Here is a 15,381-nt window from a genome sequence, read left to right as displayed (position 1 = left end):
GGAAATTAAATGGGACAAATTAGAGACATTCTAACAACGCTTTTACCCTTTTTGGTGTTGTTTCTTATTTTTTATTTTTTGATCGTTCGCCCGCAACGCCAGCAACAAAAAAAGCACAAAGAAATGATAGAGGGTTTGACTAAGGGCGATAAAATTGTTACTCAAGGCGGGCTCATCGTTGAGGTGCTTAAAGCGGAAGCGAATTTTTTTAGCGTGAAGCTCAATGATGACACCACCGCCAAACTTTCTAAAAACTATATAGCGTTCAAATTAGACGAATTGGATCAATTTGGTTTGGCAGAGCCTATAGTTATCCAACAAGGCAGAGAAGAAATCTCGGCAAAATTATCTGGTACTAAAACTTTGAAACAACGCCAAATAACAACTAAATGAAACTTTTTAACTCTCGTTTAATCGTTTTTATTTGCGCGCTTCTTTTAGGGGTAGGGTTTTCTGTGCCTTCTTTACTAGAGACTAAAGGCCCTAAAATCACTTTAGGGTTGGATTTAAGGGGGGGGTTGAACATGCTTTTAGGGGTGCAAACCGATGAGGCTTTAAAAAACAAGTATTTAAGCTTGGCGTCCGCTTTAGAATACAACGCTAAAAAGCAAAATATCTTGCTTAAAGACATTAAATCCAGTCTAGAAGGGATCAGTTTTGAGCTTTTAGATGAAGATGAGGCGAAAAAATTAGACGCGCTTTTATTGGAATTGCAGGGTCATAGCCAGTTTGAAATCAAAAAAGAAGCGGAGTTTTATAGCGTGAAGCTCACCCCTTTAGAGCAAGAGGAATTGCGTAAAAACACGATTTTGCAAGTGATAGGGATCATTCGTAACCGCTTGGATCAATTTGGTTTGGCAGAGCCTGTAGTCATTCAGCAAGGTAGAGAAGAAATTTCAGTGCAATTGCCTGGCATTAAGACTTTAGAAGAAGAACGGCGCGCTAAAGACTTGATTTCAAGATCCGCTCATTTGCAGATGATGGCGGTGGATGAAGAGCACAATAAAGATGCGATGACAATGACGGATTTAGAGGCTCAAAAATTAGGCAGCGTGTTGTTGTCTGATGCGGAAATGGGGGGTAAAATCTTGCTCAAAGCGATCCCTATTTTAGATGGCGAAATGCTTACAGACGCGAAAGTGGTGTATGACCAAAATAACCAACCGGTGGTGAGCTTCACGCTAGATGCGCAAGGGGCCAAGATTTTTGGGGATTTTTCAGGCGCGAATGTGGGCAAACGCATGGCGATTGTTTTAGACAATAAGGTTTATTCAGCCCCGGTGATCAGAGAGCGTATTGGCGGAGGGAGCGGGCAAATTAGCGGGAATTTTAGCGTGGCTCAAGCGAGCGATCTAGCGATCGCTTTAAGGAGTGGGGCGATGAGCGCTCCCATTCAGGTTTTAGAAAAAAGGATTATAGGCCCAAGTTTAGGGAAAGACAGCGTTAAAACTTCCATTATCGCTCTCATAGGGGGCTTTATTTTGGTGATGGGTTTTATGGTGCTTTATTACTCTATGGCGGGAGTGATCGCTTGTTTGGCGTTAGTGGTCAATCTTTTTTTGATTGTGGCGGTCATGGCGATTTTTGGAGCGACGCTGACTTTACCGGGAATGGCGGGGATTGTTTTAACCGTGGGGATTGCCGTGGATGCTAATATCATTATCAACGAGCGCATTAGAGAAGTCTTAAGAGAGAATGAGGGTATCGCTAAAGCGATCCATTTAGGCTATATCAATGCGAGCCGGGCGATTTTTGATTCTAATATCACTTCTTTGATCGCTTCAGTGTTGTTATACGCTTATGGCACAGGAGCGATCAAAGGCTTTGCCCTAACCACAGGCATTGGGATTTTAGCCTCTATTATCACCGCCATTGTAGGCACGCAAGGGATTTATCAAGCCCTTTTGCCTAAACTCACTCAAACAAAAAGCCTTTACTTTTGGTTTGGCGTGAATAAAAGAGCTTAGGAGGTTTTATGGAATTATTCAAACAAACTAGAATCTTAAGCTTCATGCGTTATTCCAATTATGGGGTGGTTGTTTCAGCGATCTTAGTTCTTCTAGCGTTAGGGCTTTTGTTTTTTAAAGGGTTTTCTTTAGGGATTGATTTTGCGGGGGGGAGTTTGGTGCAAGTGCGTTACACCCAAAACGCTCCCATTAAAGAAGTGCGCGATCTTTTTGAAAAAGAAGCTCGCTTCAAAGGCGTGCAAGTGAGCGAATTTGGCTCTAAAGAAGAAATTTTAATCAAATTCCCTTTTGTAGAAACGGCTGAAAATGAAGATCTGAACGCTATTGTGGCTAACATTCTAAAACCCAGTGGCGATTTTGAAATCCGTAAATTTGACACCGTGGGGCCTAGAGTGGGGAGTGAATTGAAAGAAAAAGGCGTTTTGTCGCTGATTTTAGCTTTAATAGCGATCATGGTTTATGTGAGTTTCCGCTATGAATGGCGTTTTGCCTTAGCGAGCGTTATTGCGCTTGTGCATGATGTGGTTTTAGTGGCAAGTTCAGTGATTGTTTTTAAGATTGATATGAATTTGGAAGTGATTGCGGCCTTGCTCACCTTGATCGGGTATTCCATTAATGATACGATCATTATTTTTGACAGGATCAGAGAAGAGATGCTCTCTCAAAAAACCAAAAACGCCACTCAAGCCATTAATGAAGCCATTTCCAGCACGCTCACGCGCACGCTTCTAACTTCTTTAACCGTGTTTTTTGTGGTGTTGATTTTGTGCGTGTTTGGGAGTAAGATCATTATTGGCTTTTCATTGCCCATGCTAATAGGCACGATTGTAGGGACTTATAGTTCTATTTTCATCGCCCCTAAAGTGGCGTTATTGTTAGGCTTTGATATGGATAAATATTATGAGAATGAGGCTAGAAAAATCAAAAAAGCTCAAGAGAAAGAAAAAATGCGCCGTTTGTATGAGGGCGGTCAAGTTTAAGGAGTTTCTATGGATTGGGGTCGGGTCGTTCATGTGCTGTTCAGCCTTATTTCTTTAACCACCATTGCAGGGTTTTTGTATGAGCCTAACACGGTGGTGTTGTTTGTAGCGTTAGCTTTAAACCTTATTTCTGTTACGCTCAAAATTGGGGTGTGCAAGCGTTTCGCTTCAGAGCTATTGGCCAGCTCTTTAGCCACCGTGTTGCACCTCATACCGGCATTTGTGTTTTTACAGATTTTAAATAATTTGGTTACAGCTTACATGCTCATGATTGGGGCTTTGATTAGCAACGCTTTCAGCCTCATCTTTTTGTTGATTGAAAGCGTTGTAACGAGCGAAACGGATTAAGGGGTAACGATGGATTTTATCAATATAGAAAAAAAATGGCAAGAATTTTGGTGGAAAAATAAGAGTTTTGAGCCTAAAGACGATTTTAACCTCCCTAAAAAATACATTTTGAGCATGCTGCCTTATCCTAGTGGGGAAATCCACATGGGGCATGTGCGCAATTACACCATTGGCGATGCGTTGGCGCGCTATTATCGTTTGCACCATTACAATGTGTTACACCCTATGGGGTTTGATTCTTTTGGTATGCCTGCAGAAAATGCGGCCATTAAGCATGGTATCCACCCTAAAACCTGGACTTATGAAAACATTGAAAACATGCAAAAAGAGTTTGAAGCTTTAGGGTTTTCTTTTTCTAAAAACAGGGAATTTGCCACTTCAGATCCGGATTACACGAAATTTGAACAGCAATTTTTCATTGATTTGTGGGAAAAGGGGCTAATTTATCGCAAGAAAGCCATGCTCAATTGGTGCCCTAACGACAAAACCGTTTTAGCTAATGAGCAAGTCATTGATGGGAGGTGTTGGCGTTGCGATACGGAAGTCATTCAAAAAGAACTCTATCAATATTATTTGAAGATCACAAATTACGCTGAAGAATTGCTAAAAGACTTAGAGGCTTTAGAAGATCATTGGCCTTCTCAAGTCCTAATTATGCAAAAAAACTGGATAGGGAAATCTAGCGGGTTGCAATTTGGTTTTAAAATCGCTGATGAGTGCTTGAAGGCTTGCAATGGCATTCAAGAAATTGAAGTTTTTACCACAAGAGCGGACACCATTTATGGCGTAACTTACATCGCCATCGCCCCAGAACACCCTTTAGTAGAGCATGCCATTAAGCGAGTGAGCCAAGAAGATTCAAAGATTATTAAAGCGATTTTAAACACGACTCAAAGAGAAAGAGCCTTAGAGAAAAAAGGGGCGTTTTTAGGCATTTACGCTATCCACCCTTTAACGAAGCAAAAAATCCCTGTTTGGGTGGCTAATTTCGCCCTAGCCAATTATGGCTCTGGAGCGTTAATGGGCGTGCCAGCCTGCGATGAAAGGGATTTTGAATTCGCTAATCTTTATCATATCCCTATTAAAGTGATCACGCAAAGCCCTCAAAATTTGCCCCACACTAAAGAAGAGGTTTTAAAAAATAGTGGGGAGTGGAGCGATCTTTCTAGCTCAGTGGCCAGAGAGCAAATCATCGCTTATTTTGAAAAAGAAAATCTCGGTAAAAGGGTCATCAACTACCGCTTGCAAGATTGGGGAGTGAGCCGTCAAAGGTATTGGGGAGCGCCCATTCCTATGATTCATTGCAAACATTGCGGGATCGTGCCTGAAACCCAACTGCCGGTAACTTTACCTGAAGACATTGTGATTGATGGGGAGGGCAATCCGTTAGAAAAGCATGCGAGTTGGAAATTCGCTCAATGCCCCAAATGCCACAAAGACGCTTTAAGAGAAACAGACACCATGGACACTTTCATCCAGTCCAGTTGGTATTTCTTGCGCTACACCACCCCCAAAAATCAGCGTGAAAATCAAGCGTTTGATCAAAATTACTTGAAGTATTTCATGCCGGTGGACACTTATATTGGCGGTATTGAACATGCGATTTTGCACTTGTTATACGCGCGCTTTTTCACTAAGGCTTTAAGGGATTTGGGCTATCTTCATTTAGATGAGCCTTTCAAACAGCTTATCACTCAAGGCATGGTCTTAAAAGATGGCGCTAAAATGAGCAAGTCTAAAGGCAATGTCGTCAGCCCTAAAGAAATACTCAAAAAATACGGGGCCGATGCGGCAAGGCTCTTTATCCTTTTTGCTGCCCCACCGGCTAAAGAATTGGAATGGAATGACAGCGCTTTAGAAGGCGCACACCGGTTTATCAAGCGCTTATATGATAAAGCGAACGCCATTAGCCCTACTACTTCTAAGCCTGAATTTAAAGAAGTGGGCCTGAATGAAGCGCAAAAACTAGGGCGTAAAAAAGTCTATGAAGCGTTAAAAAAATCGCATGAAATTTTCAATAAGGCTGAAAGCGCTTACGCGTTTAACACTTTGATCGCAAGTTGCATGGAGGCTTTAAACGCTTTGAGTGCGCAAAGTAATGAGCAAATTTTATGCGAAGGCTATTTTGTGTTGTTGCAAATTTTAGAGCCTATTATCCCGCACACCGCATGGGAGTTGAGCGAGAGGCTTTTTAAAAGAGAGAATTTTAAGCCTATAGAAGTAGATGAAAGCGCTTTGATAGAAGACTTTATGACTTTAGGGCTTACCATTAATGGCAAAAGGCGTGCGGAATTGAAAGTCAATATTAACGCCAGCAAAGAAGAAATCATTGTTTTGGCTAAAAAAGAATTAGAGAAATATTTAGAAAAGGCGAGCGTTAAAAAAGAAATTTATGTGCCTAATAAGCTTGTTAATTTTGTTGTCGCATGAGGGCTTTACTTTTTTTTATTTTGTTGCTTTGGTTCAAGGGTTGTGGGTATAAGCCCATTGCGGCTTACGCTCAAAACGCTTTAGGCGATAGCGTATACGTGAAACTCATTGTGAATTTGCCTAACCCTGAAAATTCTGTAGAGTTTAAAGACTTGATGAATCGTTTAGTCATGCAACGCTTCCAAAACCGCTTAGCGAGTGAAAAAGATGCGGATTCTATCATTATTATAGAAATCACGAATGTAACCGATACGAGTATCACGCAAAATAAAGAAGGCTTTACGACTTTCTATCGCGCAACCGTGTCTGTGAATTACACCTACGATAATAAAAGAGGCACACAAAAGACTTTTCAAGATAGCGGGTATTATAATTACGCTGTGAATTTGCAAGACCCCCTTAATACCTACCAGAACCGCTATTATGCTATCAATCAGGCTGTGGAACAGACTTTGACTAAATTTGTGGCTCAAATCGCTTATGAGGGGAAATTCAATAATGAAAAATAGCCATGGATTAAAGGCGTTTTTAGAAACAAAGCCTAAAGAATACCATAAGTTTGACCCTAGCCGTTTCATTCAAATTTATAAAGATTTTAAAAACGCTTTTTTTGAGATTCAAGCGAAAGTCATTCATGTGGTAGGGACTAATGGTAAGGGCAGCACAGGGCGGTTTTTAACCCTTTTATTAGCCGATCAAAATTTTAAGGTGTTGCATTTCACCTCCCCTCATGTTTTTGAATTTAGGGAGCGCTTTTTTTTGAATGATTCTGTTGTTGAAGAAAGCGTTTTAGAAAACGCCCACCAGCAATTGCAATCGCACGCTTTCAGCAGCGCTTGCTCGTATTTTGAATACGCCACCTTACTAGCCGTCATGCTCGCTAAAGATTGCGATTATTTGGTTTTAGAAGCGGGGCTTGGGGGGGAGTTTGACAGCACGAACGCATTAGAAAAAACCCTAAGCGTTTTCACCCCCATTGATTACGATCATAAGGAATTTTTAGGGGATAGTTTAGAAAGCATTGCGACCACTAAATTAAAAGCGATGGATTCTCTTAATATCATCGCTCCCCAACAAGAACTGGTTTTAAATATCGCTCAAAAAATCGCCAAAGACAAACACGCAAAATTGATTGTGGTTCAAAACGAGATTTCAAAAGGAGTCAAGGATTATATTGAACGCTACCATTTAGCCCATTTTTTAGCGATGAATTTAGAAGTGGCTCTAAAAGCGTTTGAAACGCTTATGCCATGCAATAAACAAGAAGTTTTAAAAAACCTAAAACCCCTAAATTTAATCGGCCGTTGCGAGCTTTTAAGCCCTAATATCTTAATAGATGTGGGGCATAACCCCCATAGCGCTAAAGCCTTAAAAGAAGAAATCAAACGCATTTTTAACGCTCCAATCGTTTTGATTTATAATTGCTATCAAGATAAAGACGCTTTTTTGGTGCTAGAAATTTTAAAACCTGTCATTAAAAAGGTTTTGATTTTAAAATTGCATAATGAAAGAATTATCCAATTAGAAAAGCTTAAAGGGATTTTAGAAACTTTAGGGTTAGAACACGCTTTGTTTGAAGATTTGAAAGAAGATGAAAATTATTTGGTGTATGGCTCATTTCTGGTAGCCAACGCTTTTTATGAACGCTATCCAAAGAAGAGGGATTGATGCCGCAAAACCAGCTTGTGATCACCATCATTGATGAATCAGGCTCTAAACAGCTCAAATTTTCTAAAAATTTAAAACGCAACCTCATCATTTCTGTTATCATTCTTTTATTGATCGTGGGGCTTGGCGTAGGGTTTTTAAAATTTTTAATCGCTAAAATGGATACGATGACAAGCGAGAGGAATGCGGTTTTAAGGGATTTTAGGGGTTTGTATCAAAAAAATTACACTTTAACAAAAGAGATTAAAAACAAGCGAGAAGAGCTCTTTATTGTGGGGCAAAAGATTCGCACGATAGAATCCTTGATTGAAGTCAAAAGAGGGGCTAATGGGGGCGTGCATCTTTATGATGAAGTGGATTTAGACAATTTGAATCTGGCTCAAAAACATTTAGCGCTCATGCTCATTCCTAATGGCATGCCCTTGAAAACTTATAGTGCGATCAAACCCACCAAAGAAAGGAACCACCCCATTAAAAAGATTAAGGGCGTTGAATCCGGGATTGATTTTATCGCACCATTAAACACGCCTGTTTATGCGAGTGCTGATGGGATTGTGGATTTTGTGAAGACCAATTCTAATGTGGGGTATGGGAACTTGGTGCGCATTGAACATGCGTTTGGTTTTAGCTCCATTTACACGCACTTAGATCATGTCAATGTGCAGCCCAAAAGCTTTATCCAAAAAGGGCAGTTGATTGGCTATAGCGGGAAGAGCGGTAATAGCGGCGGCGAAAAATTGCATTATGAAGTGCGCTTTTTGGGTAAAATTTTAGACGCAGAAAAATTTCTGGCATGGGATTTGGATCATTTTCAAAGCGCTTTAGAAGAAAATAAATTTATTGAATGGAAGAATTTGTTTTGGGTTTTAGAAGACATTGTCCAGCTCCAAGAGCATGTGGATAAAGATGTGCTAATAAGCCAGTAAGGATTTTGGTGTTTTTAGACAGGCGTTTGATTGTGATGGTTACGGACTCTAAAGGGAGCCGTTACATTAATGTTCATATCTTATTCCGTCAAATTGGCTTGTATGCGCTGTTGAGCGTTGTGGGATCTTTATTGTTTTTAGGCATTTCGTTACTGGTTTTAAATAAAGAAATTAGAAATATTGAAAAGCAGCATGCCCTAATCACTAAAGAATTTGAGAAAAAAAAAGAGACGAATGAAAAGCTTTCCTTGCAAATGGATGAATTTTTAGACGATTTGCAACTTTCAGGGGAGCGCATCAACGATTTAGAAGAAGTGGTGGGGGTGAATAGGCCTGAAGAAGAAAAAGAAGAGGGCAATTTTTCCAGCCGTCTGGATGTCGCTGGGATTACCGGGCTTCAAAAAAGCTTTATCATGCGCCTTATCCCTAATGACTACCCGCTAGAATCCTATCGGCGCGTTTCAGCCGCTTTTAATAAAAGAATGCACCCTATTTTGCATGTGTTGCACAACCATACCGGGCTTGATTTAAGCACCGCCATTAACACGCCTGTGTATGCGAGCGCGAGCGGGGTAGTGGGGTTAGCGAGTAAGGGGTGGAATGGGGGGTATGGGAATTTGATTAAGGTTTTCCACCCTTTTGGTTTTAAAACCTACTACGCCCATTTGAATAAAATCGTCGTAAAAACGGGCGAATTTGTCAAAAAAGGGCAGTTGATTGGGTATAGTGGTAATACAGGAATGAGTACAGGACCGCATTTGCATTATGAAGTGCGCTTCTTAGATCAACCCATAAACCCCATGAGTTTCACCAAATGGAACATGAAAGATTTTGAAGAAGTTTTTAATAAAGAAAGGAGCATCAGATGGCAATCTTTGATAACAATAATAAATCGGCTAATGCAAAAACAGGACCAGCGACTATCATCGCTCAAGGCACAAAAATAAAGGGTGAGCTTCATTTGGATTACCATTTGCACGTAGATGGCGAATTAGAGGGGGTGGTGCATTCTAAAAGCACGGTGGTGATCGGGCAAACCGGCTCGGTAGTGGGTGAGATTTTTGCTAATAAATTAGTGGTCAATGGCAAGTTCACTGGCACGGTGGAAGCGGAAGTGGTAGAAATCATGCCTTTAGGGCGCCTTGATGGTAAGATCTCTAGCCAAGAGCTTGTGGTGGAAAGGAAGGGGATTTTGATTGGGGAAACTCGCCCTAAGAATATTCAAGGGGGGGCGTTGTTGATCAATGAGCAAGAAAAGAAGATTGAAAATAAATAGGGAATGATCCAATCTAGCCTTTATAGAGCCTTAAACAAAGGCTTTGATTATCAAATACTCGCTTGTAAGGATTTTAAAGAGTCCGAGCTCGCTAAAGAAGTCATAAGCTATTTTAAGCCAAATATTAAAGCCGTTCTTTTCCCGGAGTTTAGGGCTAAAAAAAACGACGATTTGCGTTCGTTTTTTGAAGAATTTTTACAGCTTTTAGGAGCTTTGAGGGAATTTTATCAAGCCTTAGAAAACAAACAAAAAACTATCATCATTGCCCCTATTAGCGCGTTATTACACCCTTTGCCCAAAAAAGAACTTTTAGAGAGCTTTAAAATCACTCTTTTAGAAAAATATAACCTTAAGGATTTGAAAGACAAGCTCTTTTATTATGGCTATGAAATTTTAGACTTAGTGGAAGTGGAAGGCGAAGCGAGCTTTAGAGGGGATATTGTGGATATTTATGCGCCCAATTCTAAAGCATATCGCTTGAGTTTTTTTGACACGGAGTGTGAGAGCATTAAGGAATTGGATCCCACCACTCAAATGAGCCTTAAAGAAGAGTTGTTAGAAATTGAAATCCCCCCCACGCTTTTTAGTTTGGACGAACCATCTTATAAGGATCTAAAAACAAAAGTGGAACAAAGCCCCTTAAATAGCTTTTCTAAAGATTTAACCAGTTTTGGTTTGTGGTTTTTAGGAGAAAAAGCGCAAGACTTGCTAAGCGTTTATAAAAGCGTTATAAGCCCTAGAGCTTTAGAAGAAATTCAAGAATTAGCGAGCTTAAACGAATTGGATTGTGAGCGTTTCAAATCTTTAAAGGTTTTAGAAAACGCGCAAGGTTATGAAGATTTAGAAATCCATGCGCATGCCCTAGAAGGCTTTATCGCTTTGCATTCAAATCATAAAATCACGCTCCTAGCCCCCAATAAAACGATTTTAGACAATGTATTAGGCGCGCTTGAAAAAAGCAGCATTCAATGCGTCATCGCCCCCTTTGTGTTAAATTTTAAAACCCCTGATGGGATTTTTATTTCGCTCAATTCCTTTGAAAGGAAGAAAAAACGCCAAAAATCCAAGCTCGCTTTGAATGAATTGAATCCGGGCGAATGGGTGGTGCATGATGATTATGGGGTGGGCGTGTTTTCTCAATTAGTCCAACACAGCGTTTTAGGGAGCAAGAGGGATTTTTTAGAAATCGCTTATTTGGGCGAAGACAAACTGCTATTACCGGTAGAAAATTTGCATCTCATCGCTCGTTATGTGGCGCAAAGCGATAGCGTGCCTATTAAAGACCGGCTAGGGAAAGGGAGTTTTCTCAAATTAAAAGCTAAAGTCAGGACTAAGCTTTTAGAGATTGCAGGCAAGATCATTGAATTAGCGGCTGAACGCAATTTGATCTTGGGTAAAAAGATGGATGTGCATTTAGCGGAGTTGGAAGTCTTTAAATCGCATGCGGGGTTTGAATACACCAGCGATCAAGAAAAGGCTATCGCTGAAATTTCAAAGGATTTAAGCTCTCACAGGGTGATGGATAGACTTTTGAGTGGGGATGTGGGTTTTGGGAAAACAGAAGTGGCGATGCATGCGATTTTTTGCGCGTTTTTGAACGGCTTTCAAAGCGCGTTAGTTGTGCCTACCACTTTATTAGCGCACCAGCATTTTGAGACTTTAAGGGCGCGTTTTGAAAATTTTGGCGTTAAAGTGGCTCGTTTGGATCGGTATGCGAGCGAAAAAAACAAGCTTTTAAAGGCGGTGGAATTAGGGCTAGTTGATGCGCTAATAGGCACGCATGCGATTTTAGGCGCGAAATTTAAAAACTTGGGCTTGGTGGTGGTGGATGAAGAGCATAAATTTGGCGTGAAACAAAAAGAAGCTTTAAAAGAATTGAGTAAGAGCGTGCATTTTTTAAGCATGTCCGCCACGCCTATCCCGCGCACTCTAAATATGGCGCTCTCTCAAATTAAAGGCATTAGCTCTTTAAAAACCCCACCCACAGACAGAAAGCCCAGCCGCACTTTTTTGAAAGAAAAGAATGACGAACTCTTAAAAGAGATTATTCATAGAGAATTACGCCGTAACGGGCAAATTTTTTACATCCATAACCACATCGCTAGCATTTCAAAAGTCAAAACCAAGCTAGAAAATTTAATCCCTAAACTCAAAATCGCTATTTTGCATTCCCAGATTAACGCTAATGAGAGCGAAGAAATCATGCTAGAGTTTGCTAAGGGGAACTATCAGGTTTTATTGTGCACTTCTATTGTGGAATCAGGGATCCATTTGCCTAACGCTAACACGATTATTATAGATAATGCGCAAAATTTCGGGCTGGCTGATTTGCACCAATTGAGAGGGCGTGTGGGGAGAGGTAAAAAAGAAGGCTTTTGTTATTTCCTTATAGAAGATCAAAAAAACTTGAACGAACAGGCTTTAAAACGCTTGCTCGCTTTAGAAAAAAATTCGTATTTGGGTAGTGGGGAGAGTATCGCCTATCATGATTTAGAAATCAGGGGGGGCGGGAATTTGCTTGGGCAGGATCAAAGCGGGCATATTAAAAACATTGGTTATGCACTCTATACGCGCATGCTTGAAGACGCGATTTATGAATTGAGTGGGGGGAAGAAAAGGCTTGAAAAAAGCGTAGAAATCCAACTTAGCGTGAGCGCTTTTTTAAACCCTGAACTCATTGCAAGCGATAGTTTGAGGTTGGATTTGTATCGCCGTTTGAGTTTGTGTGAAAATGTAGATGAGGTGGGGCAAATCCATGAAGAAATAGAAGACAGGTTTGGCAAAATAGACGATTTGAGCGCTCAATTTTTACAAATCATTACGCTTAAAATCTTAGCCAACCAGCTTGGCATCCTTAAACTTTCTAATTTCAATCAAAACATCACCCTTACTTATAGCGATGAACATAAAGAAAGCTTAAAAGCCCCAAGCAAAGACGATAACGATATTTTAGAAACCCTTTTGAAACATCTGCGCGCTCAAATTTCTTTAAAGCGGCGGTGAAAAGCGTTTGATTTTAGCCTCAATTTGTTATTTTAAAAAAATTATTAAGAGAGTTTGTTGTAAAATAGGGATTTGCTAGGCCTTTAGTCGTTAAAAGGTAATTATCATTAAGGAGTTTTTAATCATGGCAGATATTCAAAGGCGTGATTTTTTAGGAATGAGCCTTGCTAGCGTTACAGCTATAGGGGCTATAGCCAGTCTAGTAGCGATGAAAAAGACTTGGGATCCGCTTCCAAGCGTTGTTTCAGCCGGTTTTACAACCATAGATGTGGCGAACATGCAAGAAGGGCAGTTCTCCACGGTGGAATGGCGTGGGAAACCGGTCTATATCCTCAAGCGTTCTAAAAAAGAGGGCTTTAATGAAAGGCGCGATTTTAAAATTGGCGAGAGCGTTTTTACCACAGCCATTCAAATTTGCACGCATTTAGGGTGTATCCCCACTTATCAAGATGAAGAAAAAGGTTTTTTATGCCCATGCCATGGGGGGCGTTTCACTGCTGATGGCGTGAATATTGCCGGCACTCCCCCTCCACGCCCTTTTGATATCCCGCCTTTTAAAATTGAAGGCACTAAAATCACTTTTGGTGAAGCCGGGGCTGAATACAAGAAAATGATGGCTAAAGCGTAAGGAGAGTTCCATGGCAGAGATAAAAAAAGCGAAGAATTTAGGCGAATGGCTGGACATGTGCCTTGGCACTAACAAGCTTGTTAAAGTGCTAATGACAGAATATTGGATCCCTAAAAACATCAATTTCTTATGGGCGATGGGGGTGATTTTATTAACCCTTTTTGGCGTGCTTGTGGTCTCAGGGATTTTCTTGCTCATGTATTACAAGCCTGATGCGAAAATGGCGTTTGATAGCGTGAATTTCACGATCATGCAAGAAGTGGCTTATGGCTGGCTTTGGCGCCACATGCATGCCACGGCAGCGAGCATGATTTTTGTCATCATTTATATCCACATGTTTGTTGGCATCTATTATGGCTCTTACAAAAAGGGCCGTGAGATGATTTGGATTAGCGGGATGATTTTGTTTGTGGTCTTTAGCGCGGAAGCCTTTAGCGGGTATATGCTGCCTTGGGGGCAGATGAGCTATTGGGCTGCAGCGGTTATCACGAATTTATTTGGAGGCATTCCTTTCATTGGGGCTGATGTGGTGGAGTGGATTAGGGGCAATTATGTTGTGGCGGATTCCACTTTAACGCGCTTTTTCATGCTCCATGTGTTTTTACTGCCCATTGCGATCATTCTACTTGTTGGGGTGCATTTTTATTCTTTACGCATCCCGCATGTCAATAACCAAGAAGGCGAAGAAATTGACTTTGAATTGGAAGAAAAGAAATTCATTGAAGGCAAGAAAAAAGAATCCAAAGTCATTCCTTTTTGGCCGGTGTTCTTGTCTAAAGATATTTTTGTGGTTTGCGCATTCATGGTTTTTTTCTTTTACCTGGTGTGTTACCACTACGATTTTGCGATGGATCCTATTAACTTTGAAAGGGCTAACAGCCTTAAAACGCCGCCTCACATTTACCCTGAATGGTATTTCTTATGGAGCTATGAAGTCTTAAGGGGCTTTTTCTTTAGCGCTGATTTAGGGCTAATGGCCTTTGGCGTGGCGCAAGTGATTTTCTTCTTACTGCCCTTTTTAGACAGAAGCCCAGTCGTCGCTCCCGCGCACAAACGGCCAGCGTTTATGGTGTGGTTTTGGCTTTTAATCATTGATATGATTGTTTTAACGATCTATGGTAAATTGCCTCCGCTTGGGATTGGTAAATACATCGGCTTATTTGGTTCAATCACTTTCCTAGCCCTTTTCTTTGTGGTATTGCCCATTATCACTATCGCTGAGAGCAAGAAACAAGGGGGTGTTAGATGAAAGAATTTAAGATTCTCATCATCCTTATTGTGGTGGTAGGCGTGATTTATTATGGGGTTGAGCCTTATGCGCATTCGGTGATGCACCCTAAAGTCGCTCCGGTAGATTTTGCGTTCAAGGATTTAGAGCCGATTGATTTAAAAAATGGCGACGCTAATAAGGGCAAACAGCTTGTAGCCGAAAATTGCACCGCTTGCCATGGCATTAAATCCCAAAACATTCCAGCCCCTATGGACAGCCTTAGCGCGAGCAACTCTTTTGGGGTCGTGCCACCAGATTTAAGCCATGTGGCGGGGGTTTTGAACGCGAATTTCTTAGCCCACTTCATCAAAGATCCTGTGAAAACGGCGAAATTGAGCCATAAATTCAACGATGAAAGGCCCTATCCTATGCCGGCCTTTTCTCAATTTAGCGATCAAGATTTGAGCGATATTGTGGCGTATCTCACTTCTATTTTGCCTAAAAGTTTGAGCGATAAGGAAGTGTTTGCCCAAAGCTGTCAAAGGTGCCATAGCCTAGATTATGCGAAAGATAAGGCCTTTAGCGATCCTAAAGATCTAGCCAATTATTTAGGCTCTCATGCGCCTGATTTGTCCATGATGATTAGAGCTAAGGGCGAACATGGCTTGAATGTTTTCATCAACGATCCGCAAAAGCTTTTGCCTGGCACGGCTATGCCCAGAGTGGGGTTAAGTGAAAAAGCTCAAAAACAAGTCATCTCTTATTTGGAAAAAGCGGGCGATAGGAAAAAACATGAAAGGAATACCTTAGGGATAAAAATCATGATTTTCTTTGCGGTGCTGTCGTTCTTGGCTTATGCATGGAAAAGAAAAGTTTGGAGCGAAGTGCATTGAATTAAAAAAGGGGGGGAGAGCATGTAAGGGGCTTTTTCTATGAGACTAATCA

14 protein-coding genes are annotated in these 15,381 nt (G+C 41.0%); all 14 read left to right on the top strand.

The window, feature by feature from the left end; genetic code table 11:
- Positions 1–9: 9 nt before the first annotated feature.
- The 14 genes from yajC (at position 10) to H7N67_RS04730 (ending at position 15,329) form a co-directional block, all read left to right on the top strand.
- Positions 10–393 carry a preprotein translocase subunit YajC gene (gene yajC / locus H7N67_RS04795; protein ID WP_120993130.1) on the top strand — a complete coding sequence of 128 codons (384 nt, stop codon included), beginning with the start codon at positions 10–12 and terminating at the stop codon, positions 391–393.
- A complete protein-coding gene (gene secD / locus H7N67_RS04790; protein ID WP_187939235.1) occupies positions 390–1,967 on the top strand; it encodes a protein translocase subunit SecD in 1,578 nt (525 codons plus the stop codon). Before yajC ends, secD begins: the two co-directional genes overlap by 4 nt.
- A gap of 8 nt (positions 1,968–1,975) precedes the next feature.
- On the top strand, positions 1,976–2,947 hold the full coding sequence (secF, locus tag H7N67_RS04785; protein ID WP_187939234.1) for a protein translocase subunit SecF: 972 nt from the start codon (positions 1,976–1,978) through the stop codon (positions 2,945–2,947).
- Between the two features lie 9 nt (positions 2,948–2,956).
- Positions 2,957–3,295, top strand: a complete 339-nt coding sequence (locus tag H7N67_RS04780) for a DUF6394 family protein (RefSeq protein ID WP_000383774.1) — start codon at positions 2,957–2,959, stop codon at positions 3,293–3,295.
- Positions 3,296–3,304: 9 nt separating this feature from the next.
- On the top strand, positions 3,305–5,725 hold the full coding sequence (gene leuS, locus H7N67_RS04775) for a leucine--tRNA ligase (protein ID WP_187939233.1): 2,421 nt from the start codon (positions 3,305–3,307) through the stop codon (positions 5,723–5,725).
- Positions 5,722–6,234 (top strand): LPS assembly lipoprotein LptE, encoded by a 513-nt coding sequence (gene lptE, locus H7N67_RS04770; RefSeq protein ID WP_042636839.1) that lies wholly within the window; start codon positions 5,722–5,724, stop codon positions 6,232–6,234. Before leuS ends, lptE begins: the two co-directional genes overlap by 4 nt.
- A complete protein-coding gene (locus H7N67_RS04765) occupies positions 6,224–7,393 on the top strand; it encodes a bifunctional folylpolyglutamate synthase/dihydrofolate synthase (protein WP_187939232.1) in 1,170 nt (389 codons plus the stop codon). The genes lptE and H7N67_RS04765 overlap by 11 nt, the downstream gene beginning before the upstream one ends.
- Positions 7,393–8,319, top strand: coding sequence for a M23B family cell shape-determining DD-metalloendopeptidase Csd2 (csd2, locus tag H7N67_RS04760; RefSeq protein ID WP_187939231.1), 927 nt, complete (start codon positions 7,393–7,395; stop codon positions 8,317–8,319). Before H7N67_RS04765 ends, csd2 begins: the two co-directional genes overlap by 1 nt.
- A gap of 8 nt (positions 8,320–8,327) precedes the next feature.
- Positions 8,328–9,266 carry a peptidoglycan DD-metalloendopeptidase Csd1 gene (gene csd1, locus H7N67_RS04755; RefSeq protein WP_120809108.1) on the top strand — a complete coding sequence of 313 codons (939 nt, stop codon included), beginning with the start codon at positions 8,328–8,330 and terminating at the stop codon, positions 9,264–9,266.
- Positions 9,267–9,280: 14 nt separating this feature from the next.
- Positions 9,281–9,595, top strand: coding sequence for a bactofilin family protein (locus H7N67_RS04750; RefSeq protein ID WP_000384498.1), 315 nt, complete (start codon positions 9,281–9,283; stop codon positions 9,593–9,595).
- A gap of 3 nt (positions 9,596–9,598) precedes the next feature.
- The gene (gene mfd, locus H7N67_RS04745) at positions 9,599–12,598 is read left to right on the top strand and encodes a transcription-repair coupling factor (protein WP_187939230.1); all 3,000 of its coding nucleotides are present in this window, start codon (positions 9,599–9,601) and stop codon (positions 12,596–12,598) included.
- Between the two features lie 124 nt (positions 12,599–12,722).
- Positions 12,723–13,226 carry a ubiquinol-cytochrome c reductase iron-sulfur subunit gene (locus H7N67_RS04740; RefSeq protein WP_000763657.1) on the top strand — a complete coding sequence of 168 codons (504 nt, stop codon included), beginning with the start codon at positions 12,723–12,725 and terminating at the stop codon, positions 13,224–13,226.
- Between the two features lie 10 nt (positions 13,227–13,236).
- The gene (locus H7N67_RS04735; RefSeq protein WP_187939229.1) at positions 13,237–14,475 is read left to right on the top strand and encodes a cytochrome b; all 1,239 of its coding nucleotides are present in this window, start codon (positions 13,237–13,239) and stop codon (positions 14,473–14,475) included.
- Positions 14,472–15,329, top strand: coding sequence for a cytochrome c1 (locus H7N67_RS04730; protein ID WP_187939228.1), 858 nt, complete (start codon positions 14,472–14,474; stop codon positions 15,327–15,329). The genes H7N67_RS04735 and H7N67_RS04730 overlap by 4 nt, the downstream gene beginning before the upstream one ends.
- Positions 15,330–15,381 lie beyond the last annotated feature (52 nt).

It is taken from the genome of Helicobacter pylori (genome assembly GCF_014498195.1).
GTDB classification, from domain to species: domain Bacteria; phylum Campylobacterota; class Campylobacteria; order Campylobacterales; family Helicobacteraceae; genus Helicobacter; species Helicobacter pylori_DO.
The sequence above is the reverse complement of the archived record's forward strand: the minus strand, read 5'-3'. Positions and strand labels throughout refer to the sequence as shown.

Coding starts and splice junctions, on each gene's coding strand:
- lptE (WP_042636839.1), top strand. CDS start 5,722: ATGAGGGCTTTACTTTTTTTTATTTTGTTGCTTTGGTTCAAGGGTTGT.
- H7N67_RS04780 (WP_000383774.1), top strand. CDS start 2,957: ATGGATTGGGGTCGGGTCGTTCATGTGCTGTTCAGCCTTATTTCTTTA.
- H7N67_RS04740 (WP_000763657.1), top strand. CDS start 12,723: ATGGCAGATATTCAAAGGCGTGATTTTTTAGGAATGAGCCTTGCTAGC.
- yajC (WP_120993130.1), top strand. CDS start 10: ATGGGACAAATTAGAGACATTCTAACAACGCTTTTACCCTTTTTGGTG.
- H7N67_RS04730 (WP_187939228.1), top strand. CDS start 14,472: ATGAAAGAATTTAAGATTCTCATCATCCTTATTGTGGTGGTAGGCGTG.
- secD (WP_187939235.1), top strand. CDS start 390: ATGAAACTTTTTAACTCTCGTTTAATCGTTTTTATTTGCGCGCTTCTT.
- csd2 (WP_187939231.1), top strand. CDS start 7,393: ATGCCGCAAAACCAGCTTGTGATCACCATCATTGATGAATCAGGCTCT.
- H7N67_RS04765 (WP_187939232.1), top strand. CDS start 6,224: ATGAAAAATAGCCATGGATTAAAGGCGTTTTTAGAAACAAAGCCTAAA.
- H7N67_RS04735 (WP_187939229.1), top strand. CDS start 13,237: ATGGCAGAGATAAAAAAAGCGAAGAATTTAGGCGAATGGCTGGACATG.
- secF (WP_187939234.1), top strand. CDS start 1,976: ATGGAATTATTCAAACAAACTAGAATCTTAAGCTTCATGCGTTATTCC.
- leuS (WP_187939233.1), top strand. CDS start 3,305: ATGGATTTTATCAATATAGAAAAAAAATGGCAAGAATTTTGGTGGAAA.
- mfd (WP_187939230.1), top strand. CDS start 9,599: ATGATCCAATCTAGCCTTTATAGAGCCTTAAACAAAGGCTTTGATTAT.